We start from the raw sequence: 21690 nt of genomic DNA on the forward strand, positions 1-21690 counted from the left end.
CCCGGCCGACGACCGGCGATCCCATGACGCCTTGCCTGGCCTTCGCCCATCGGGCGCGGGTCACCGCGGGTCAAGGCTCTCCTCCCAGCCGCCTTGGAGTTGCGAACCATGACAGCACAGCGATACACGGTCCCCGACGTCAGCGTGATCGTCATCACCTACAACGACGCGGCCCGGTTACCCCGGGCCGTGCGCTCCGTGCTGAGCCAGACGCTCAAGAACCTCGAAGTGGTCATCGTGGACGACTGTTCCGACGACGACACCCCCTCGGTGGCCAGATCCCTCACCGAGCAGGACGGCCGGGTCCGCTACGTACGGCTGCCCGCCAACAGCGGCGGCTGCGGCGCGCCGCGCAACGCGGGCATGGACGCCGCGCGCTCGCCCTTCCTGATGTTCCTCGACAGCGACGACGAGCTGCCCAGGCACGCCTGCAAGAGCCTCCTGCTGGAGGCGGAGGCGACCGGCGCCGACTTCGTCATGGGCACCGTGGAACGCGTCGACGAGGCGACCGGCGCCGTCACCCTCTGGTACCCCCAGCTGTTCACGGAACGGCGGGTCGTGGACGGCATCCGCGCCGAGCCCGAGCTGCTCTTCAACTGCCTGGCCACCAACAAGCTGTACCGGCGCACCTTCCTCGACGTCACCCGCATCCGCTTCCCCGAGGACATCCACCACGAGGACATCGTCTGGTCGACGGAGCTGTTCTGCCGCAGCAAGCTGTTCGCCATCGTGCCGTGGCCGGTCTACCGCTGGCTGCTCGCCGCCACCCCCGCCACCAGGTCGATCTCGTCCCGGCGGCACGAGCTGGAGAACGTGCGCCAGCGCGTCACGGCCGCCGTCCTGAGCGACCGCGTCCTGGCGAGCACCGGCTCCCTCGACCTGAAGGAGGACAAGGACTTCCGCTTCCTCTCCCACGACCTGCGCCTCTACCTGGGCGACCTGCCCCAGCGCGACCCGGCGTGGATCTCCGAGTTCGCCGACATCGTCATCCCGTACGTGGACACGCTCGACCCCACCGCGGTCGAGCGGCTGACCCGGGCGGAGCGGGTGTGCATCCAGCTCGTCCGCGAGCGGCGCGGCGCGGAGGCGGCGCTCGCCGCCGTCGAGCTGGGCGGCAGGCACTCGGTCCCGCCCCGGGCGGTCACGGCGGACGGCGGGCGGGTGTTCTGGGGGACGGAGCTCCCCCGGGACGAGCAGGGGCGGAGCGAGCTGGACGTCACCGAACTGCGCCTGGCCGAGCAGCCCCTCTCCAGCGCGCTGCTCCGGCACGAGCTCGTCGACCTGCAGGCGTCACGGGACCAGGTCCGGTTGCGCCTGCGGACCTACGACCCGGGCCGGGTGCTCGACGGCCGCACGCTGACCGCGTGGCTCCGCGTCGGCGGCAGGAAGCGGGCGATCGCCTCGATCCCCGTCCAGATGGCACCCGTCGTGATCGAGCCGCCGGAGGACCGGGAGAAACGGGTCCCGAGAGGGCTCGAAGGGCAGTGGGACCCGGAGGAGCCGGAGAGGGAGAGAATCCCGCGGATGCCGGGAGCCGCCCCCGAGGGGACGGGAATCCTGGAGGGGACGGTGTCGATCTCCCTTCCCGACCTGGACTGGCCGGACAACGCCGTCAGGCCGCAGGCGGTCATGATCTCGCTCCACGAGGGCGAGCGCCGCAACCTGCGGCCCCTCCTCACGGTCCCGGGGCTGTCGTTCACCTCCGTGGGCGCTGTGGGTCCGGCGGGCTCGGGCCGCCTGGTCCTGGAGGCGTCCGCCGACATCCCGTTCCGGCTCACGGCGCGCAGGCTCGGCCCCGCGGCCGGGCGGCGCCTGCCGAACGTGGCGGAGCTGTGGCGGAACCTGCTGGCCGACCTCGCCACCCCCCGCAACCTGGGCCGCTTCTACCGGCTGGTCAGCGCGACGGTGCCGGTGAACCGCCGCCTGGTGCTGTTCGAGTCGGCCGAGGGCACCGGCTACACCGGCAACCCGCGCTACGTCCACGAGGAGCTGCAGCGGCGCGCCACGGGCCTGCGGGCGGTCTGGTCGCACGCGGACGTCCCCGAGCGCTTCCCCGAGGACGTCGACCTCGTCCGGCGCGACACCTTCCGCTACGCCTGGACCCTGGCGCGCGCCGGGCACTGGGTGGACAGCCACAACCTCCCCTACTGCTACCGCAAGCGCGCGGGCACCCGCTACCTGCAGACCTGGCACGGCCAGGTGCTCAAGAGGATGGGGCTGGACGAGCCCCGGCACCGGGCGCAGCCGGCCCTGGCCAGGAAGTACGCCGAGGCGGTGGCGCGCTGGGACACGCTGCTCACGCCGGGCCCCGACTTCCGCCGCGACTTCGCCGAGGCCAGCGGGTTCGGGGGCGAGCTGCTGCACGCCGGATACCCGCGCACCGACGTGCTGGTGCGGCACATGGAACCGGCCCAGCGCGAGCGGGCGCGGCAGGTCAGGGAGTTCTTCGAGATCCCCGCCGGAAAGCGCGTGGTCCTCTACGCGCCCACCTACCGCGACAGCAGGCGCTTCAGCGGCGACTCGATCCGCCTCGACCTGCCCGCCCTCGCCGGCGCGCTGTCCCCGGACTGGGTCGTCCTCGTCCGCTCCCACCAGTACGACCGCTTCTCGGTGCCCGACCCGCTCGGCTGGCTCGTCCGGGACGCCTCGGCGTTCCCCGAGGTCAACGACCTGATGCTCGCCTCGGACGTCCTGGTGACGGACTACTCCTCGATCATGTTCGACTACGCCTGCCTCGGCAGGCCGATCCTCTACTACGTCGACGACTACGAGCACTACGCCTCCACCCAGCGGGGGGTCTGCTTCGACCTGGCCGAGGTCGCCCCCGGGCCGCTGCTGCGCGACCCCGGCGAGCTGGCCGAGGCGCTGGACCGGCTCACCGAGATCACCGAGAGGTACGCGCGGCGCTACGCGGAGTTCCGCGACCGCTGGTGCGGCCTCGACGACGGGCAGGCCGCGGGCAGGGTCGTGGACGCGTTCTTCCCGGAGGTCATGAGATGAGATCGCGCGACGTCCTCTTCCTCAGCACCGACGGCGACTCGATGGGCGGGTCCCAGCGGGTCATCCACACCCTGGCCCAGGGCCTCGGCTCGCGCGGGCACAGGGTCAACCTGATCAGCATCAACCCCTCCCGGCAGCCGCAGACCTACGTCGCCGACCCCCTCTACCGGCACACCACGCTGTACGACACGCCCGCCCCCGAGGCCGTCGCCCGCCCGCTGCCGTGGCGCAGGGCCAGGCAGCGGAGGACCCCGGAGGAGGTCGCCGCCGCCCGCCGGAAGCTGCTGCGGCTGACGGACCGGATCGACGACGGCTACATGGTCATCGCCTCGCCCTGGGCCGCCCACTGGATCTCCGACCTGCCCATGCCGCACCTCGCCAAGATCGGCCAGTACCACCAGTCGTACACCGAGGCGGTGGACTCCCCGAACCTCAGGCTGATCAAGAAGCACTACGCGCACCTCGACAAGGCGCTGTTCCTCTGCGACGACTACGCCGAGTCCTTCACCGGGCACCGGCTCGCCAACTGCGCGACCATGCTGAACCCGGTCAGCGTCTTCCCCGCGGAGGCGGCCCCGCTGCGCAACCCGCGGATCGTCTCGGCGGGGCGGCTGGTCAGGGTGAAGCGGATCGACCTGCTGATCGACGCCTTCGCCGCCGCCGTCCCGGCCGTCGCGGAGCCGTGGGAGCTGCACGTCATCGGCGACGGGCCGCTCCGGGCCGTCCTGGAGGCGCAGGCCGCCGAGACCGGGCTCGGCGACCGGATCGTCTTCCGCGGGCAGGTCGGGAACATCGAGGCCGAGTACCTGGACGCCTCCATCGTCACCCTGAGCAGCGACTTCGAGGGGTGGGGGCTGGTCCTCGCCGAGGGCGCGGCCTGCGGGCTGCCCGCCGTGGCCTGCGACGCCTCCGCGGGGGTGCGGACCCTGGTCGAGGACGGGGACAACGGCATGCTGGCCGAGCCGGGCAACACCGGGAGCTTCGCCGCCGCGCTGGAGCGCCTGATGTCCGACGCCGAGCTGCGCCGCAGGATGGGGGCCAGGGGCAGGGAACGGATGAGGGAGTACCGGCTGCCCCGCGTCCTGGACCGCTGGGAGGCGCTGTTCGACGAGCTCGACCGCTGACGGCCGGCCCCGTACCGAGGACCCGCGAGCACTGAGAACCGACGGGACCGGAGGGCCGGCGGAACCGGAGGGCCGGCGGAACCGGAGGGCCGGGCAACCGGAGTGGGGCCCCGGCCCTCCGCCGGAGCGGCCCTGGGGAAGCCCCGCTCATCGACGGGGTGCCAGGGCCGCCGCCTCCCGCAGGAGCAGCGGGACGAGCAGGACACCGATGAAGATCGGCGACACCATGAACCGGAAGTCCGGCGCGGTGTTGGTGAGGATCACCCCGATCTGCTGTCCCGCGACCACGGCCGCCCCGGCGAGCGCCGCCCGGCTTCCCGTACGCCACCACACCAGCGCGGCGGCGGCGTAGGCGAGGTAGCACCAGAAGGGCGCCCGCCAGAGCAGCCATTCGAGCTGCCCGGCCGTGCTCGCGTCCAGGGCGAACAGCCCGGCGGCCTGCAGCCCGGCGGAGATCGGCCGCTGCCGCATCGCCGAGGCCGCCGGGGTGCCCCGCCAGTCGTCGGGGAGCCGGGGCTCCCTCAGCGAGAAGCGGTAGAGCTCGCCGCCGGGCTCGCCCGAGGTCGAGCCGACCCGCCAGGCGAGCGCGGCACGGCAGATCCGGGTGTCCAGCATCATGCCGGGGGCGCGGACCAGCAGCCCCCGCCAGAGCTCCAGGACCTCGGAGATCCGCTCCTCGGCCCGCGCGTGGCCGAACCCGGGGTCGAAGAAGACGCCCGCCATGGTCTGGCAGGTCGCCCCCCGCCGCCAGACGTCGAGCGGGGCGATCCCCGCCAGGAGCTCCCGCTGCTCGCGGTCGAAGAGCCGGGGTCTCTCCCCGTACGCCACGGCGAGGTCGCCGAACACCGTCTGGTAGGCGAACGAGCGGGACGGCGGCGCGATGCCCATCGCCGGGTATCCGGCGCCCAGCAGGAACAGGGGCACCGCCACCGCTCCGGCCGCCAGCGTCGCGACCCACAGCCGGGCCCGGGTCCGGCCGGACAGGAGCGCGACCAGCAGCGCGGCGGCGATCCCCGCCACGAGGAAGCCGTTGTTGCGGAACAGCCCCAGCCCGAGCAGCTCCGCCCCGAGGGCGGCGAACCGCGGGTCCCAGCCCCACCCGCCACCCCCGCGCGCGGCCCCCTCCCCCGGCCGATCCTCGTCCCGCACGGCGCACCCGGCCCCGCCGCGCCCCGGGGGCTCGTCCCGCGTGACGGCCCGGGCACCGGGCCGCGCACGATGACGGGCACCGGACCGGCCACCACGACGGGCACCGGACCGGGAACCGAGACGGGTCACGAGCCGCACGGCGGTGCCCGCGGCCAGTACCGCGCACACGGTGAACGGCACGTCCTTCCACATCGACACCGTGAAGGCGCCGAGCGGCGGCGCCAGCGCGGCGCACCCCACCGCCACGAGCAGCGGGCGCCCCCGCACCCCCAGCCGCCGGATCGCGCCCGCGAGGTGGGCCAGGGCGGCGGCCATCGCCGCCGTCTGCAGGAGGGTGACCGGGGACAGATCGCCCGTCACCCTCAGGGAGAGTCCGAGCAGGGCGTCGTAGGCGACCGACTGCCCGGCCACCCAGGGGCCCGTCGTGACGTGCGCGACGTAGGTGACGGAGTCGGGGCTCATCAGCCCGGGATGGAAGGCGAGCCACCAGCCGAGCAGCGCGAGCTGTGCGGTCGCGTAACAGGCGAGGGTGAACCACCGGTCGCGGGCCGGCGCCCCGCCGCTCTCCCCCCGCTCCGCCTCGGCCGCTTCCGGGACCGCCGTACTGATCGTCATGGTCTTCCCAGCGTGCTCCGGCAGGGGGCCGATGCCATCATCGAACACGCCAGGGGTGCGTCCGGCCCGCTATACACACCCATGACCTGGGAAAACGTCAAGTTTGTGCTGGGCGGGGCGGCGCGGCCCGATCACCGGCGGGACATGCCTTTCACAGCACATCGTGACGCTTCAGCCCCGGGAGGCATCAGGCACCTCGATAGGATGCCCATTCGACCGACGTCGATTTGACCCGGAGCTCCCCTCATGAAGTCTCCTGTCCGAATGTTGCTGGCCGCATCCTGCGCGCTGGCCATGATCGCTATCCCGACCACCGCGTGGAGTGCGGACCAGCCCGGAACGACGGCCGCGACGGCGGGCAAGGCCAAGCCCGCTCCCAAGGCCACCACCACGCCCAAGCCCGCTCCCAAGCCCGTGCCCGTGGACTGCGCGAAGGTCAAGTGCATCGCGCTGACCTTCGACGACGGCCCCGGCAAGTACGCGGACAAGCTGCTCGACACCTTCAAGAAGTACAAGTCCAAGGCGACGTTCTTCCTTGAGGGCCAGTACGTGAAGTCCCGCCCCGCGTTCGCCAAGCGGATGGTCACCGAAGGCCATGACATCGGTAACCACAGCTACAGCCACCCGCACCTGCGGGAGCTGTCGGACGACAGGATCCGCGAGGAGCTGACCAAGACCCAGGACATCGTCAAGAAGTCCACCGGGAAGTACCCGACGACGATTCGCCCGCCCTACGGCGAGCTCGACGACCGGGTCGTGGCGATCGCCACCCAGATGGGCATGCCGATCGTCCTGTGGAACGGCGGTTCGCGGGACTGGGCGACCAAGAACGAGAAGGCCATCTACGACGAGGTGCTCAAGAACGCCAAGCGTGACGGGGTCATCCTCATGCACGACTGGGTGGCGCAGACCGTCACGGTGATGCCGAAGCTGCTGGCGGCCCTGCAGAAGCAGGGATACCACGTGGTGGCGGTCTCCTCGCTGCGCGGCGCCAAGGACGCCAAGGCCGGGGACATCTACCCGGTCGGCTCCGAGAAGGACGACGACCTGTCCTCCGAGTCGCCCACCGGCGACCCGGACGACTACGCCCAGTCCCCCGAGGACTTCTGAGTCGCGGCCTCACACCGAGGAAGCGCCCGAGGAAACCTCGGAGGAGGAACCCGGCCCGCGGGCCAGCCGCCTGCCCAGCCGCTGCATGGGAAGCTCCACGTAGCGGTGGGTGAGCAGGCTCAGGCCGAGCACCACCAGCACGAACGCCGCCGAGAGTGACAGCTGCACCACCTGCCCCGCGTCCCGTACGTCGCCGACGACGGCGTGCATGAGCCGCAGGAGCGGGTGGTGCAGCAGGTAGATCGAGTAGCTGACCAGGCCCAGCCAGACGAGAAACCTGGGCAGCCGCCGCTCGCGCAGGGCCATCGCGACCGCGAACGTCACCCCGGCCAGCGCCATGGTCGCGAACCACGGCCCCGGCCGCACCCACCACCAGCCCGCCTGCCCCGACCAGACCGGGGCCAGCGCCACCAGCACGGTCGCCGCCGCCACCGGCCAAAGCCCGCCCGCGCCCTGCTCCCAGCGGCAGATCGCGGTCCCGGCGAACATCACCGCGAGGATCGCCGCCCCCAGCCACGGCACGAAGCCCGAGAAGATCAGCAGCACCAGCGCCATCGCGCCCAGGACGTACGCGGCGGCCTTCTGGAACCGGCCGCTGATCAGGCACGCCAGGCCCGCGAAGAACAGCACGCCGGACACGTACGCGGGCCAGAGGCCCGTCAGCAGCGGCCCCGTCAGCAGCAGCCCCGCCACGACCGCGACGGCGCCGAAGCCCACCGCGTAGGTCCCGCTCGCGCGGTGCGCCCCGCCGACGAACAGCGCGGTGACGACCAGGTAGAAGACCATCTCGTAGGAGAGCGTCCACATGGTGTCGGCCAGGCCGCCCAGGTGCACCACGTCCAGCAGCATCGTGGCGTGCGCGGACACCGACGCCAGGTCCCTCGGCACCTGCTCGCGGACGGGCATCCAGATCGCCATGACCAGGACGGCCACCGCGACCAGCAGGTAGATCGGGTAGAGCCGGAACACGCGGCTGATCCAGAAGGCCCTGACGTCACCGCGCCTCTCCAGCGAGACCGGGATGATGTAGCCGCTGACCAGGAAGAACACCAGGACGCCGTACATCCCGAGGTTGAACCAGTAGGGCCGCAGGGCGGGCATGAACCAGGGCAGCAGGTGCTCCAGCAACACGGCGACCGCGCCGATGCCACGCAACGCGTCGAGCCACGCCAGGCGGGCGACGGGGGTCGGGGGGGAGGCTGCGCCGCCGGGGGGACCGATGGGGGTGGTGGAGGACACCCGCCCCAACTTACCGCCCGGCACCTCGCGAAACCGTGCCAACCGCCGGGGAGGCCCGCTCCCCGGCCGCTTACCGCCCGGCACCTCGCGAAACCGCCGGGGAGGCCCGCTCCCCGGCCGTGGCCCGCGGGGCGCCTACTCCCACTCGATGGTGCCCGGGGGCTTGCTGGTCACGTCGAGCACCACCCGGTTGACCTCGCGGACCTCGTTGGTGATGCGGGTGGAGATGCGGGCGAGCACGTCGTACGGGACCCGCGACCAGTCGGCGGTCATGGCGTCCTCGCTGGAGACCGGGCGCAGCACGACCGGGTGGCCGTAGGTGCGGCCGTCGCCCTGGACGCCCACCGAGCGGACGTCGGCGAGCAGGACGACCGGGCACTGCCAGATGTCCCGGTCGAGACCGGCGCGGGAGAGCTCCTCGCGGGCGATGGCGTCGGCCTCGCGGAGGATCTCCAGACGCTCGCGGCTGACCGCGCCGACGATGCGGATGCCCAGCCCGGGGCCGGGGAACGGCTGGCGCCAGACCATGGCGGCGGGCAGGCCCAGCTCCTCCCCGGCCCGGCGCACCTCGTCCTTGAACAGCGTGCGAAGCGGCTCGACCAGCGAGAACTGGAGATCGTCGGGGAGGCCGCCCACGTTGTGGTGGGACTTGATGTTGGCGGTGCCGGTGCCGCCGCCGGACTCGACCACGTCCGGGTAGAGGGTGCCCTGGACGAGGAAGTCGACGGGGCCGTCGGCGATGATGGCGCGCTGCTCGTCCTCGAAGACCCTGATGAACTCGCGGCCGATGATCTTGCGCTTCTCCTCGGGGTCGGTGACCCCGTCGAGCGCCTTCAGGAAGCGCTCCTGGGCGTCGACCACGCGGAGCTTGACGCCGGTGACGGCCACGAAGTCGCGCTCGACCTGCTCGGCCTCGCCCTTGCGCAGCAGCCCGTGGTCGACGAAGACGCAGGTGAGACGGTCGCCGATGGCCCGCTGGACCATGGCGGCGGCCACCGCGGAGTCGACGCCGCCGGAGAGGCCGCAGATGGCGCGGCCCTCGGAGCCGATCTGGGCGCGGACCGCCTCGACCGCGTCCTCGACGATGTTGAGCATCGTCCAGGAGGGGCGGCAGCCCGCGGCGTCGAGGAAGTGCTTCAGCACGGCCTGGCCGTGGTCGGAGTGCAGGACCTCGGGGTGGAACTGGACGCCGTACAGGCCCAGCTCGGGGTGCTCGAAGGCGGCGACGGGCGTCTGGGCGGTCGCGGCGGTGACGGTGAAGCCCTCGGGGGCGGCCGAGACGCTGTCGCCGTGAGACATCCAGACCGACTGGGTGGCGGGCAGCCCCGCGAAGAGCACGCCCTGCCGCGCGACGTCGAGGTCGGTGCCGCCGTACTCGGCGGTGCCGGTCCTGGCCACCTCCCCGCCGAGCTCCTGGGCCATGATCTGGAAGCCGTAGCAGATGCCGAAGGTCGGCACTCCGGTCTGGAGCAGGCCCGCGGGGGCGGCCGGGGCACCCTCGGCGTACACCGACGAGGGACCTCCGGACAGGATGATCGCCTTGGGCTTCTTGGCCATCATCTCCTCGACCGACATCGTCGAGGGGACGATCTCGGAGTAGACGTGGCATTCACGCACCCTTCGCGCGATCAGCTGCGCGTACTGCGCGCCGAAGTCGACGACCAGGACCGTGTCGAACTCAGACACCAAGACCCCCAAAAGGAACAGAGCGGTGGTGCCAGTCTATCGGCGCCCGTCAGCGCGCCCGCTGGTAGCCGGAAAGATCTCCCGCCACTCCGTCACCCACGGCCGGGAAGCACTCCCCCGTCGGCGCTCCCGCCCGCGTGGTCCGCACGGTCCGCCTGGTCCGTAAGGCCCGCCTGGTCCGCACGGCCCGCATGATCCTTGCCGCCCGCACGGTCCGCCTGGCCGGGGAACAGGGGCAGCGCGCCGGCGATCATGGCCTCGGTCTGCTCGCGCAGGGCCTCGGCGTGGCCGGGGTGGGTGAGGACCAGGAAGCGCTCCTCGCGGATGGCGGCCACCGCGGCGAGCGCCACCTCGGCCGGGTCGATGCCCCCCTCCACCAGGCCGTCGATGATCGCGGAGGAGGCCACCTCGTCCTCGGTGCGCCCGGCGGCCACGAGGTTCTCCGGCCGGAGACGGCCGGAGTGGTTGAGGCCGGTACGCACCCCGCCGGGGCACAGCGCGGTCACCCTAAGCCTGGAGCCGGCCGTCGCGAGGTCCTGGGCGAGGGACTGCGAGGCGGCGAGCGCGGCGTACTTCGAGACCGCGTAGGGACCGAGGTAGGGGACGGAGAACAGTCCCGCGGCGGAGACGGTGTTGAGGATGTGGCCCTCGGTGTCCTGGTCGATCATGCGGGGCACGAAGGCCCGGATCCCGTGGAGCACGCCCCACAGGTTCACCCCGAGCATCCAGGCGACGTCCTCCGGCTCCCGGGTCCACATCCGGCCGCCCTGGAAGACCCCCGCGTTGTTGCACAGCACGTGGACCGCGCCCAGCTCCCCGAACGTACGGTCGGCGAGGTGATCCACGGCCGTCGGGTCGGAGACGTCGGTGATCTCGGTGAGCACCTTGCCCCCGGGGCCCCCGAGGCCCCCGAGGCCCCCGAGGCCACCAGCGCTCCCGATGCCCCCGGCGCTTCCGGCGCCCCCAGCGCCCCCAGCGCCCCCAGCGCCCCCGGCGCCCCCGGCGCCCCCGGCGCCCCCGAGCGTCCCGCCCTCCGTCGCGCTTCCCCGCGCCGCGCTCCCCTCCACCAGCGAGGCGGTCTCCGCGAGGCCGCCGGGGTCGACGTCGGCGAGCATGAGGGACATCCCCTCCGCGGCCAGGCGCAGCGCGAGCGCCCTCCCGATCCCGCTGCCCGCGCCCGTGACGACCGCGACCTTGCCCGACAGTTCACGCATGGCGCTTCCTCCCGCATCGTGGTTCACGCATCGTGTTACCTCCGGACCGGCGGTTCACACCTCGCGCCGCCTCCGGTTCGCGCCGTACCCGGCGACCGATCGGGCACGAGGCCATCGTGCCCGGCCACAGTTCGGACACAAAGCCATCGTGCCCGGTGATCGATCGGGCGCGAAGCTAACGTGAGGCCATCGACAGTCGAGGAGGTCGCCGATGACCGGTACCGGAGTCGTCGTCACCGGCGGGGCGTCGGGAATCGGCAGGGCCTGCGCGCTGGCGCTCGCCGAGGCCGGGCGTCCGGTGGCGATCTGGGACCTGGACGAGAGGGGCGCCAAGGAGACCGCCTCGCTCGCCGCCGCGAACGGCGTCGCCGCGGTCGCCGTCCCCGTCGACGTCACCGACTCGTCGGCCCTCCCCGTCGCGACCGCCACCAGCCGCGACGCCCTCACCTCCATCGGCGGCCTCGTGCACGCGGCCGGGGTCGCGGCCCCCATGGCCCTCGGCGACCTGACCGAGGCCTCATGGGACGCGGTGCTCAACGTCAACCTGCGCGCTCACGCCCTGCTGGTCAAGGCTCTGCTGGAGGACCTGCGCGGCCAGGAGGGCTCGGCGGTCGTCGGCATCTCCTCGATCGAGGGCCTGGTCGGACAGGCCTTCATCCCGGCCTACTGCTCGTCCAAGGCGGGCATGCTCGGACTGACCCGCTCGATGGCCCACGAGCTGGCGCCGATCCGGGTCAACGCCGTCTGCCCCGGCTACGTCGACACCCCGATGCTCACCGCCGCCACGGGCGGCGACGCGCGCTATCTGGAGTCCTTCACCCGGAGGTCGCTCTTCGGCCGCCTGGGCCGCCCCGCCGAGATCGCGGCGGCCGTACGGTTCCTGCTGAGCGACGAGGCGTCCTTCATCACCGGCACCCACCTGGTCGTCGACGGCGGCGCCACCGCCGTCGACCGCTGAGCCCGCGCCCCCGGACGGACGGCCATATCAAGACCCGCGCCGAGCCCGCGCCGCCCGGACGGACGGCCACATCAAGACCCGCGCCAAGCCCGCGCCGCCCGCCGCCGTGACCGGCGCCCCCGCCCGGACGGCCGCACGGGACCCGCGCCGCCCCCCGTCGGCCGGACGGCCGTACGAGAACCCGCGGCCGAGCTCCCGCCGGCCGTCCTGACGCCCCCGAGGGCCTACCGGGCGCCGGGGTCCGGCCGCAGGGCGTGGTCCAGCAGGCCGAGGGGCGGGGAGCCGAGGGCGAGCATGGCGGTGTGGAAGCGGTTGAGGCCGAAGCCCGCGCCCCATTCGGCCCTGGCGCGGTCGCGAAGGTCGAGGATCTCCAGCTTTCCCCAGGTGTAGCGGCCGTAGGTGGGGTCGAAGGTGGCCCGCGCCGCCTCCGAGAGGGCGGCGGGACCGGCGATGTGGGTGTCGGCGGCGAAGCGGCGGGCGCCCTCCTCGACGGTCATCGCGCCGGAGTGCACGCCGATCGCGCAGGCCAGCCGGGTCACCCGGATGAGCGCCTCCAGCCACACGCCGATCTCGAAGCGCGGGTCGCCGGGGGCGAAGCCCTCCTCGGCGCAGAGCTCCTCCGCGTAGTGCGCCCAGCCCTCCGCGAAGGCCAGTGACAACAGCGTCCGCCGCACGTCGGAGCGGGCGTGGCGCAGGGCGCGGCCGTGGGAGAAGTGTCCCGGGGCGACCTCGTGCACGTTGATCGCGGGAAGCGTGGTCTCGCTGAAGACCTCCAGCCACTCCTCGATGTCGCGCTCGGGCCACGAGGGGTCGGGCGGGGTGACGTGGTACCACGAGGGGCTGTCCGGCTCGCCGGGCGCCGCCCAGCTCATCATGGCCATGCCCCACCGGCGCGACTCGGGCGCGATGCCGACCAGGCACTCCCCGTCGTGGTAGGGCACCAGGTCCTTCTCCCTGGTGAAGGCGATCGCCCTCTCGGTGCCGATCCTGGCCGCCTCGATCACGCCGTCGGGATCGGGGTGCTGCCTGACCAGCTCGCGCGCGACCTCCAGCGGTGGCCGTCCGGCGAAGCCCAGCGCGGCGCACGACTCCGTCAGCCGGGCCATCAGGCGGTCGCGCTCGGCGTCGGCGCGCTCGGCGAGCCGTCCCAGGTCCACCGGGAGGCCGTCACCGGCGCCCATGAGCCTGGCGAGCCCCTCGGCGCCGAGGGAGGCGTCCGGGTCTCCGTTGTGCGCGGCCTTCTCGACGTGCTCCACCAGCCGGGCGTGGGCCCTGAACGCCGCCTCGCGCACGCGCTCGTCGGCGTCCCGGGGCACCCCGGCGGCCAGCCCGCGCACCGGCCCCAGCAGGGCGGTCGCGACGGGGGCGCTGAGCAGGTCGAGCGCGGCGACCGCGTTGTCCACCGCCTCGGGCCAGAGGGCCAGGTGCGCGAGCTTGGCGGCGTTCCGCTCGGCCTCGGGGGCGTACTCGCGGTCGTAGGTGGCCAGGTCGAGGCTGTTCAGGTGCTCCAGGGGGTTGCGGCGGTGCAGCTCCAGCTCGCCGAGCTGCACCCGCGCGGACTCCTCGAAGATCTGCAGGTGCGCCGCGTCGTACGGGTCGGCGGGGAGCGGCCCCCGGCCCAGCGCGGCCAGCCCGGCACGCACCCCCTCCGGCGACAGGTCCTGGATCAGGCCGTCGTACTCGTGCCGCCCGGCCATTTCCCGGACACCGGAGACGGTGAGGTCGCACACCGCGCGCAGGCGGCCGTCGAGTTCGGTCATGGACGCGACGCTATATCAGGAGAGGTCCCACGAGGCCGGGAACGACACCCGCGCATTCGAGGGCGTACCTGGCGGACGTCCACGTGAAGCCCGCCACGGCGGACCGGAATTAATATATGGGAATATGAAATAAGCGGATTAAATGTTCGGCAGGCCACTCCCGCCGAGCGAGAAGTGCGTACTTTTACATGGCGCACCCCATATCCATCGTGTTTTCGTATTGCCCAGCGCCGGCAGGCGGAAATACGCGGCGGCTCCGCCGATCTCACATATGCGCGATCACCACGACGCGGTCCCGGTGACGGGATCGGCGACGGCCGCGTCCCCGGCGGGACCCACGTCACCGGCGCGACTTCCCGGCGCGGGCACCTCGCCCGTTTCTCGCGTCCCTCTTGACCGTACGACGCGGATTCCCCGCGTGACGCGGACCTCCCGTACGACGTGTTTCTTGCGTGATGTGTTTCTTGTGTGACGAGTTTCTCGTACGACGTGTTTCCCGTGTGACGTGTTTCCCGTGTGACGTCGAACCGTGACAGCCGAAGGATGATCTCCCGTGAAAATCCCCCCGGGCGACAGCGCCCTCCTGCGTGACATCGCGATCGCCGAGATCGGACGGGTCCCGGCCCGCGACTGGTCGGTCAGCGACGGGGAATTCTGGTGCCTGGTCGTTCCCGGCGGGTACGCGATGCCCGCGCAGGGCTGGAAACTCCACGTCTCCGCGACGATGCTCTCCGCCCCGGTCGTGCTTTCCCGGGTCGTACGGGTGCTGGCCGCCGAGGGATGCGCCTTCAAGTTCCCCGCGCGGCTGGCCGGCTACTGGGAACTCCTCGCCCCCCACTGCGCCCGCGCCCAGGCGGGGAAGTTCGTCACCGCCTACCCGGCGGGCGACGCCGAGGCGGCCCGGCTGGCGCCGCTGCTCGACGAGGCCACCCGGGGGCTTCCCGGCCCGGCGATCCTGTCGGACAAGCCCTACCGGCCCGGCGGGATCGTCCACTACCGCTACGGCGCCTTCGGCGGGCACCGGGTGCTCGGCAACGACGGTTTCTACGAGGTACGGCTCCGCACGCCGGAGGGGACGACGATCCATGACGAGCGGCTGCCGCGGTTCTCCCCGCCCTCCTTCGCCGCCTCACCCTTCCCCGCGTCCGGCACCCCCGGGAGGCCGGAGCGGCGCGCCGTGCTGCTGAACGGCCGTTTCGTGGTCCGCGAGGCGGTGCGACACGCCAACAGGGGCGGCGTGTACATCGCGGAGGACACCGAGAGCGGCGCAGAAGTCGTGATCAAGGAGGCCCGGCCGCACGCCTCGTCCGACCTCGGGGGCCGGGACGCGCGCGACCGGCTGGCGGCGGAGAGGTCGCGGCTGGAGGCCCTGGCGTCCAGCGGGGTCGTCCCGGCCGTGGTCGACTTCTTCGAGCAGGGCGGGCACGCGTTCCTCGTCGAGGAGCGCGTGCCCGGGACGACGCTGCGGCGCTGGTCCGAGGGGAACGCCGGGCCTCTCGGGTACGACGGCTTCGGGAACGGTGCCGCCGAGGTCCTGCCGATCCTGCGGCGCCTCGTCGACGCGCTGCGGGCCGTCCACGACCTCGGCCACGTCTTCCGCGACCTCTCGCCGGACAACGTGATGCTCCTGCCCGGCGGCGGCCTCCGGCTCGTCGACCTGGAGCACGCGACGGTGCCGGGCGAGATCGTCATGATCGCCGGAACCCCCGGTTACCTGGCCCCGGAACTGGTGCCGCACACCGGCGAGCTCCGGCCGGCCCCGGGAGAGGCGGCCGACCTGTTCGGCCTCGGCGGGCTGGCGTACTTCCTCGCGACCGGCACCGGGCTGGAGCTCCCCGAGGACGGCACGACGGGTCCGGCCCGCGGCCGGCGCCTCCTCGACCACGTCGCCGCGGTGTCCGCGGCCAACCCCACCCTCGCCCTCCTCCGCCCCCTGGTGGAAGGGCTGGTCACCGAACCGGAGGAGCGCTGGTCCCTGAACCGCTGCGCGAGGTGTCTGGACACCCTCGACCCCGCGACCCCCGCCCACGCGGAGGTACGGGCGGACGGGGTACGACGAGCGGACCTCCCGGCGGCGGACGGGGCCGGACGGGCGGACCTCCTGGCAGCGGACGGGGCCGGACGGGCGGACCTCCTGGTGGCGGACGGGGCCGGACGGGCGGACCTCCTGGTGGCGGACGGGCTGGCGTGGCTGGTGGAGACCATGAACCGCCGGGAGGACAGCCCGTCGCCGTGGCCCAACGCGGTCGGCGGGGCCGGCGGAGCCGAGGCGGACCCGTGCTCGGTGAACGGGGGCGTGCCGGGCATCCTGGCCGTCCTGACGCTCGCCTCCCGCGCGGCCGTCACGGACAGCGGCATCACGGACAACGCCGCCCCACGCAACGCCGTCCCAGGCAACGCCGTCCCAGGCAACGCCGTCCCAGGCAACGCCGTCACGGACAACGCCGTCGCAGGCGGCGCGGCGGGGGCGAGAAGCGCGGCGGACGCCGCGACCAGGTGGCTCCGCCGCCGCCTCTCCGACGAGGACGCCTGGCCCCCCGGCCTGTACTTCGGACGCTCGGGAGCCGTCTGGGCCCTCCACGACGCGGCGGAGGCCCTGTGCGACGACGCGGCGAGGGAGTTCGCGCTGCGGGCGGCGGCCCGGCTCCCGGTGGAGCACCCGAGCCCCGACGTGACGCACGGGCTGGCCGGGGCCGGTATGACGGTGCTGCGCCTCGCCCTGCGCTCGGGCGACCCCGTACTCCGCAGGCGGGCCGTGGAGACGTTCGAGAACCTGCACGGCGCGCGGTCCTACCGGATGGGACACCCCCGGTGGCCGACGCCGCAGTCGTTCGACTCCGGTCTCGCGGGCGCCGACCACCTCGGCTTCGCGCACGGGATCGCCGGGGTCGGCACGGCGCTGCTCTACGCCGCCGTCACCCTCGGCCGCCCGGAGTGGATGGCGACCGTGCGCGAGGTCGCCCGCGCCCTGTGCGAGCGGGCCGACGTCGACGGCGACACCGCCTGGTGGCCGACCCTCGCGGGGGATCCGCGGACGGCCCTGCCGCGCCGGCCGCACTGGTGCAGCGGCTCGTCGGGGATCGGCTCCTTCCTCGTCCGGTACTGGCGTGCCACCGGCGACCCGGACGCCCTGCGGCTCGCCGGTCAGGCGGCGGCCGCAGTGCGCAGGACCCGCTGGCAGTCGGGGGCGGTGCCGTGTCACGGCCTGCCCGGCGACGGCGAGTTCCTCCTCGACATGGCCGAACTCACGGGCGACGACCGGTACCTGCGCTGGGCCGGGGAGCTGGCCGGATGCCTGGAGGCCAGGGCCGTGACCCGCTCCGGCAGGCTGCTCGTGCCGGACCCGTTCTCGCGGGTCGTCCCGACGTTCCTCGGCGGCACGGCCGGGATCGTCGCCTTCCTCGTCCGGCTGCGCCACCGGCACGCGCGGCCGTGGATGCTCGACGACGTCGTGGGGGACGCCTGGCGTCCCCCCGTCCCAGGCTCGCCGCCCGCTCCGGGGCGGCGGAAGGAGAAGCGGTCCGCGCCCGGCGCGGCCACGAGATCGGCGAGGAGGTGAAATCGATGTCGTTCGACGTTCAGGACCTTCAGGGTCTGGATGAGCGCGAGCCGGCCTCCGGCGAGGCGGGCCGCCTCACGAACTGCCGGATCCACATGTTCTGCACCGACAACTGATCACACGGGCCCCCTGCCCTCTCCGCGGCCGGGCAGGGGGCCCTCGGCCGATGCGCGTACCTGGTCCTGTCAGCGAAGTCCCGCGACGATGACCTCCAGGGCGGACCGGGGAGCCCGGCCGAGCAGGCTCCGCAGGTCGCCGCCCGTCGCGTCCATGAACCCGTTCGCGATCGAGGAGTAGGTGCTCACCAGCATGGGCACCTGGAAGGGCGCCAGGCCGAGGGCGGTGAACGCCTCACGGGACCCGGCGAGGGTTCCCGGCTCGTACGAGACGGCGCCTCCCGTGGTCTCGGTGAGGGCCGCGGCCAGCTCCGCGCCGCCGACCGCCTCCTCCCCGACCAGCTCGTAGGTCCGGCCCGCGTGCGCCGGGGCGCCGGTCGCGACCAGGGCGGCCACGTCGGCCAGGTCCTCGCGGGCCACCGCGGCCAGCCGTCCGGAGCCCAGCGGCGCGGTGATCCTGCCGTCCGCGACGGGCGCGAGCGTCGCCAGCAGCTCGGCGTAGAGGCCGTTGCGCAGGATCGTCCAGCTCGCGACCCCCTCGCGGAGCCTGCGCTCGGTCCAGCGGTGGGCGAGCGCGTAGGCCAGGTGGTCCCCGGCCGCGCTGAGGCTGGTGTAGACGATGTGCGAGACCCCCGCCTTCTCCGCCGCCTCGATCGCCGCGCCGTGCCTGGCGATCACCACGTCGTCCTCGCCGTAGCCCGCGGAGATCAGCAGCAGCGTGTCCACCCCGGCGAAGCCCTCCGCCAGCGAGGCGGGATACCCGAAGTCGATCAGCCGGGCCGGTCTCCCCGTGGCGACCGCCTCCGGGGCGCGGCTGCCGATCACCACGTCGTCCCGCCCGGCCAGCCGCGCGGCGACGAGCCGCCCCAGCGCGCCCGTCGCCCCCGTCATGAGAATCATGAGATCTCCCCGCGTAGTTGGTTCTCTTCGACAACCGGGTCCATCATCGACAACCAGGACGCATGGCATAAGGAGGCACTTCGATGTCAGTCGGGCACACCGCGGTAACCACGGAGCCGGTCGTCTCCTGCGGGGGCGAGGACTGCGGCATCCGCGAGGTCCTCGACCGGATCGGCGACAAGTGGTCGGTGCTGGTGGTCGTCGAGCTGGCCCAGGGGGTGCGCCGGTTCCGCGAGCTCCAGCGGGCCGTGCCCGGCATCTCGCAGCGGATGCTCACGCTGACCGTACGCCGCCTGGAGCGCGACGGCCTGATCTCCAGGACCGTCCACGCCGTCGTCCCGCCGCAGGTCGACTACGAGCTGACCCCGGCCGGGCACAGCCTCACCCACCTGGTGCGGACCCTCGCCGACTGGTCGGCCGAGCACCGCGACGGCATCGCCGAGTCGCGCCGCCGCTGGGACGCCGCCCACCCCGATTCCGGAATCCACTGAGGCCCGCCGGGGGCTCATCGCTCCTGCGGCCCGGCGATGCGGTCGAGCAGCGCCTCCAGCGTCTTGTCGTCCGTGGCGGGGGCGATCACGGTGATCCGCAGATGGCGGACCCCGCCGACCTCGGCCGAGGTCAGCTGGAAGGCCCCGTCCTCCATCAGGCGCTCGCGGATGTCCGCCTGGTCGCCGGTGCCGTACCGGAAGCAGACGATGTTGCTCTCCGGCTCGTACGGGCACTCGAAGCCCGGCCGCTCGCGGGCCAGTTCCCAGAAGCGGTGCGCGGTGGCGTAGCGGCTCGCGACGTACTCGCCCAGGCCCCGCTCGCCCCGCCAGGCCAGGTTGAGGAAGACCTTCAGGCCCAGCTCGGCCTTGCTGCACTCCACGGTCCTGCCGATGAGGTCGAAGCCCTGCTCCCCGTAGAACAGGTAGCTGGCCCGCTGCCGGAAGGCCGCGTCCAGGTCGCCCTCGCGCCGGGTCAGCACCGCGGCGGCCAGGCTGGAGGTGCGCAGCATCTTGTGCGCGTCCCAGACCACCGAGTCGGCGAGCTCGATCCCGTCGAGCAGGTGGCGGTGCCCGCCGGACAGCAGCGCGGAGGCGCCGTGGGCGCCGTCCACGTGGAACCAGACGCCGTTGGCGGCGCAGAACTCCCCGGTGCCGCGCAGGTTGTCGTAGAGGCCGGTCCCGGTCGCGCAGGCGTTCGCCACCAGGGCCATCGGCCGCCGTCCCGCCCGGCGCACCCGTTCCAGGGCGTCGGGCAGGCGGGCGACGTCGATCCTGCCGAGCCCGTCCACGTCCAGCGGCATGACCGCGCGCTCCCCCAGCCCGAGGATCGCGGCGGCGCGGGCGAGCGAGTAGTGGGCCGACTCCGGGGCGAGCAGGGCGAGGTCGCCGGGAACGCCCTCGGTCCACGCGTCGGGAGCGGCTGCGGCCCGCGCGGCGAGCAGCGCGGTGAGGTTGGCCAGCGAGCCGCCGTGGGTGAGGACCCCGCCCCCCGTCTCGCCGAAGCCGACCTTGCCGAGCATCCAGCGCAGGACCTCGAACTCGACCGTCGCCGCCGAGGCTCCCATCTCGTAGATGGCCATCGGGTTGTTGTGCGCGCCGTGCACGAAGTCGGCGAGCGCCGCGGGGAAGTCGGGGGTGGCGACCTGGTGCCCGAGGTAGGCGGGATGGTGCAGCCGCGTACCCTCGGCGAGGTAGGTGCGCAGGAACTCCCGGTACTCCTCCGGCGTCATACCGCCCTCGCGGATCCACCGGACGAGCCCGAGCCGTTCGGCCAGCTCGCCTGGGGGCCGGCGGCCGACGACGCGCGGCACGCCCCGCTGGCTCTCGTCGACGTAGGCGGCCAGCTCGTCGACGGTCACGCCCGCCGCGTTCACGAATTCCTCAACGTTCCATGTCACACGGGGATACTGGTGGAATTCACGACGGCTCGCCATGTGGGCCGAATCCGACGGAGGTGAACCCGGTGAGCGTCGAACTGGATTCGGTGGACCGGCGAATTCTGGCCGAGCTGCAGAAGGATGCGCGACTCCCCAACAAGGACCTGGCCGAACGCGTGGGCGTCGCCCCCTCCACGGCGCTGGAGCGGGTGCGCTCTCTCCGGAGGCGCGGGGTGATCGGCGCCTTCCGCGCCGAGGTCGACCCGGCGACGCTGGGCCGTCCCCTTCAGGCGCTGCTCGCCCTGCGGGTCCGGCCGCACACCAGCCAGCTCGTCGACCCGCTGCGGGCCTTCGTCCTGGGCCTGCCCGAGACCATCGCCCTGTTCCACGTGGCCGGTCCCCAGGACTTCCTGGTCCACGTGGCGGTCGCCGACGCCGACCGCCTGCACCGCCTGCTCCTGGAGAAGTTCCTGATCCGGCCCGAGATCGTGCACGTCGAGACGACCCTCATCTACCGGACCGAGACCCAGCCCGTCCAACGCCCCGCCGGCTGACCCACAACGACCTATCAGAGGGAGCGTGAGCCCCATGAACGTCTACAGTTTCGAACTCCACTTCACGGCTCCGAGCGGTGAAACGGTGATCGACGCCTTGTACGAGGCCGGATGGGACGACGCCACGGTGTCGTTCGACCCCGTCGCGGGAGGACCCGGCGTCGCGGCGTTCGACCGCGAGGCCGGCGGGGCGGTGGAGGCGATCGCGTCCGCGATCGTCCAGGGGCGCTCGGCGGGAGTCGAGGTGACCGGGGTGAGCGAGGATCTCGTGACGCTCGCCGAGATCGCCGACCGGACCGGCCGGACCTTCGCCACGGCCGATCACTGGGCCGTCGGGCGCCGCGGGCCGGGAGGCTTTCCCGAACCGAAGGTGCGGCGTCCCCGCGCGAGCCTGTGGTCGTGGGCGGAAGTGGCGACCTGGCTTCACAGAAATCGCCTCGCCGAGGTCTCGCCCATGGAAGTGGAGCTCGCCGAGGTGTGCGAGATCGCGGATTCGCTCATCCGCGCCCGGCGCCTCCAGCAACGGCTTCCGGAGAAGGATCGCGAGCGCCTCCACCACGCGGTGGCCTGACATCGGCCTTCGATCGTCGGCTCGCCACCCGCCTTCGCGTACCGTGCCGGACGAAGTACTTCCAAGTGACACCGACGCCGGCCTGTGGTCGGTCACCTCCAGACGGAGTTCACCGGCTCCGGCCCGCGGGGAAAGGGTGGCCGGGGCGGTGCCGTGGACGGCGGCGCCGGCGAGGAGCTCCCCGGCCACGAGGACCACGTCGTCAGCGAGGTGCGCCAACGGCCAGGCGGTGAGGGTGTCATCCACCGAAGCGCGGATCTTGGCGATC

15 protein-coding genes are annotated in these 21690 nt (G+C 73.2%); 8 read left to right on the forward strand and 7 right to left on the reverse strand.

Features of this window, described 5'->3' with window-relative positions:
- The first annotated feature begins 108 nt into the window (after positions 1-108).
- Together AC5L38_RS30145 and AC5L38_RS30150 are read left to right on the forward strand one after the other, a co-directional pair.
- A complete protein-coding gene (locus AC5L38_RS30145) occupies positions 109-3000 on the forward strand; it encodes a CDP-glycerol:glycerophosphate glycerophosphotransferase (protein WP_495246215.1) in 2892 nt (963 codons plus the stop codon).
- A complete protein-coding gene (locus tag AC5L38_RS30150; protein WP_495246216.1) occupies positions 2997-4124 on the forward strand; it encodes a glycosyltransferase in 1128 nt (375 codons plus the stop codon). Before AC5L38_RS30145 ends, AC5L38_RS30150 begins: the two co-directional genes overlap by 4 nt.
- A gap of 147 nt (positions 4125-4271) precedes the next feature.
- Here the strand turns inward: AC5L38_RS30150 and AC5L38_RS30155 are convergent, their stop codons facing one another.
- Positions 4272-5888: a hypothetical protein gene (locus AC5L38_RS30155; protein WP_495246217.1), complete on the reverse strand. Its 1617-nt coding sequence runs from the start codon at positions 5886-5888 to the stop codon at positions 4272-4274.
- Between the two features lie 264 nt (positions 5889-6152).
- Between AC5L38_RS30155 and AC5L38_RS30160 the strand changes: the two genes are divergently transcribed.
- Positions 6153-6998, forward strand: coding sequence for a polysaccharide deacetylase family protein (locus tag AC5L38_RS30160; RefSeq protein ID WP_495246218.1), 846 nt, complete (start codon positions 6153-6155; stop codon positions 6996-6998).
- Positions 6999-7007: 9 nt separating this feature from the next.
- Here AC5L38_RS30160 and AC5L38_RS30165 read toward each other — a convergent pair whose 3' ends face one another.
- The 3 genes from AC5L38_RS30165 to AC5L38_RS30175 form a co-directional block, all read right to left on the reverse strand.
- On the reverse strand, positions 7008-8237 hold the full coding sequence (locus AC5L38_RS30165) for an acyltransferase family protein (RefSeq protein ID WP_495246219.1): 1230 nt from the start codon (positions 8235-8237) through the stop codon (positions 7008-7010).
- A 135-nt stretch (positions 8238-8372) separates the two neighbouring features.
- A complete protein-coding gene (gene guaA, locus AC5L38_RS30170) occupies positions 8373-9944 on the reverse strand; it encodes a glutamine-hydrolyzing GMP synthase (RefSeq protein ID WP_495246333.1) in 1572 nt (523 codons plus the stop codon).
- Between the two features lie 71 nt (positions 9945-10015).
- The gene (locus AC5L38_RS30175; protein ID WP_495246220.1) at positions 10016-11137 is read right to left on the reverse strand and encodes an SDR family NAD(P)-dependent oxidoreductase; all 1122 of its coding nucleotides are present in this window, start codon (positions 11135-11137) and stop codon (positions 10016-10018) included.
- Positions 11138-11348: 211 nt separating this feature from the next.
- Between AC5L38_RS30175 and AC5L38_RS30180 the strand changes: the two genes are divergently transcribed.
- Positions 11349-12095 carry an SDR family NAD(P)-dependent oxidoreductase gene (locus AC5L38_RS30180; protein WP_495246221.1) on the forward strand — a complete coding sequence of 249 codons (747 nt, stop codon included), beginning with the start codon at positions 11349-11351 and terminating at the stop codon, positions 12093-12095.
- Between the two features lie 224 nt (positions 12096-12319).
- Here the strand turns inward: AC5L38_RS30180 and AC5L38_RS30185 are convergent, their stop codons facing one another.
- A complete protein-coding gene (locus AC5L38_RS30185) occupies positions 12320-13855 on the reverse strand; it encodes a DUF885 family protein (RefSeq protein WP_495246222.1) in 1536 nt (511 codons plus the stop codon).
- Positions 13856-14408: 553 nt separating this feature from the next.
- On the opposite strand from AC5L38_RS30185, the gene lanL reads away from it, so the two are divergent.
- Positions 14409-17414, forward strand: coding sequence for a class IV lanthionine synthetase LanL (gene lanL, locus AC5L38_RS30190; RefSeq protein WP_495246223.1), 3006 nt, complete (start codon positions 14409-14411; stop codon positions 17412-17414).
- A gap of 185 nt (positions 17415-17599) precedes the next feature.
- Here the strand turns inward: lanL and AC5L38_RS30195 are convergent, their stop codons facing one another.
- Positions 17600-18430, reverse strand: coding sequence for an NAD(P)H-binding protein (locus AC5L38_RS30195; protein ID WP_495246224.1), 831 nt, complete (start codon positions 18428-18430; stop codon positions 17600-17602).
- An 83-nt stretch (positions 18431-18513) separates the two neighbouring features.
- On the opposite strand from AC5L38_RS30195, the gene AC5L38_RS30200 reads away from it, so the two are divergent.
- Positions 18514-18921 carry a winged helix-turn-helix transcriptional regulator gene (locus AC5L38_RS30200; protein ID WP_495246225.1) on the forward strand — a complete coding sequence of 136 codons (408 nt, stop codon included), beginning with the start codon at positions 18514-18516 and terminating at the stop codon, positions 18919-18921.
- A gap of 14 nt (positions 18922-18935) precedes the next feature.
- Here the strand turns inward: AC5L38_RS30200 and AC5L38_RS30205 are convergent, their stop codons facing one another.
- On the reverse strand, positions 18936-20318 hold the full coding sequence (locus tag AC5L38_RS30205) for a pyridoxal phosphate-dependent decarboxylase family protein (protein WP_495246226.1): 1383 nt from the start codon (positions 20316-20318) through the stop codon (positions 18936-18938).
- Positions 20319-20383: 65 nt separating this feature from the next.
- Here AC5L38_RS30205 and AC5L38_RS30210 point away from each other — a divergent pair, with 65 nt between their 5' ends.
- Both AC5L38_RS30210 and AC5L38_RS30215 read left to right on the forward strand, forming a co-directional pair.
- Positions 20384-20851 carry an Lrp/AsnC family transcriptional regulator gene (locus tag AC5L38_RS30210; protein ID WP_440073361.1) on the forward strand — a complete coding sequence of 156 codons (468 nt, stop codon included), beginning with the start codon at positions 20384-20386 and terminating at the stop codon, positions 20849-20851.
- Positions 20852-20885: 34 nt separating this feature from the next.
- The gene (locus AC5L38_RS30215) at positions 20886-21422 is read left to right on the forward strand and encodes a hypothetical protein (RefSeq protein ID WP_495246227.1); all 537 of its coding nucleotides are present in this window, start codon (positions 20886-20888) and stop codon (positions 21420-21422) included.
- Positions 21423-21690: the final 268 nt, after the last annotated feature.

It is taken from the genome of Streptosporangium nanhuense (assembly GCF_059358815.1).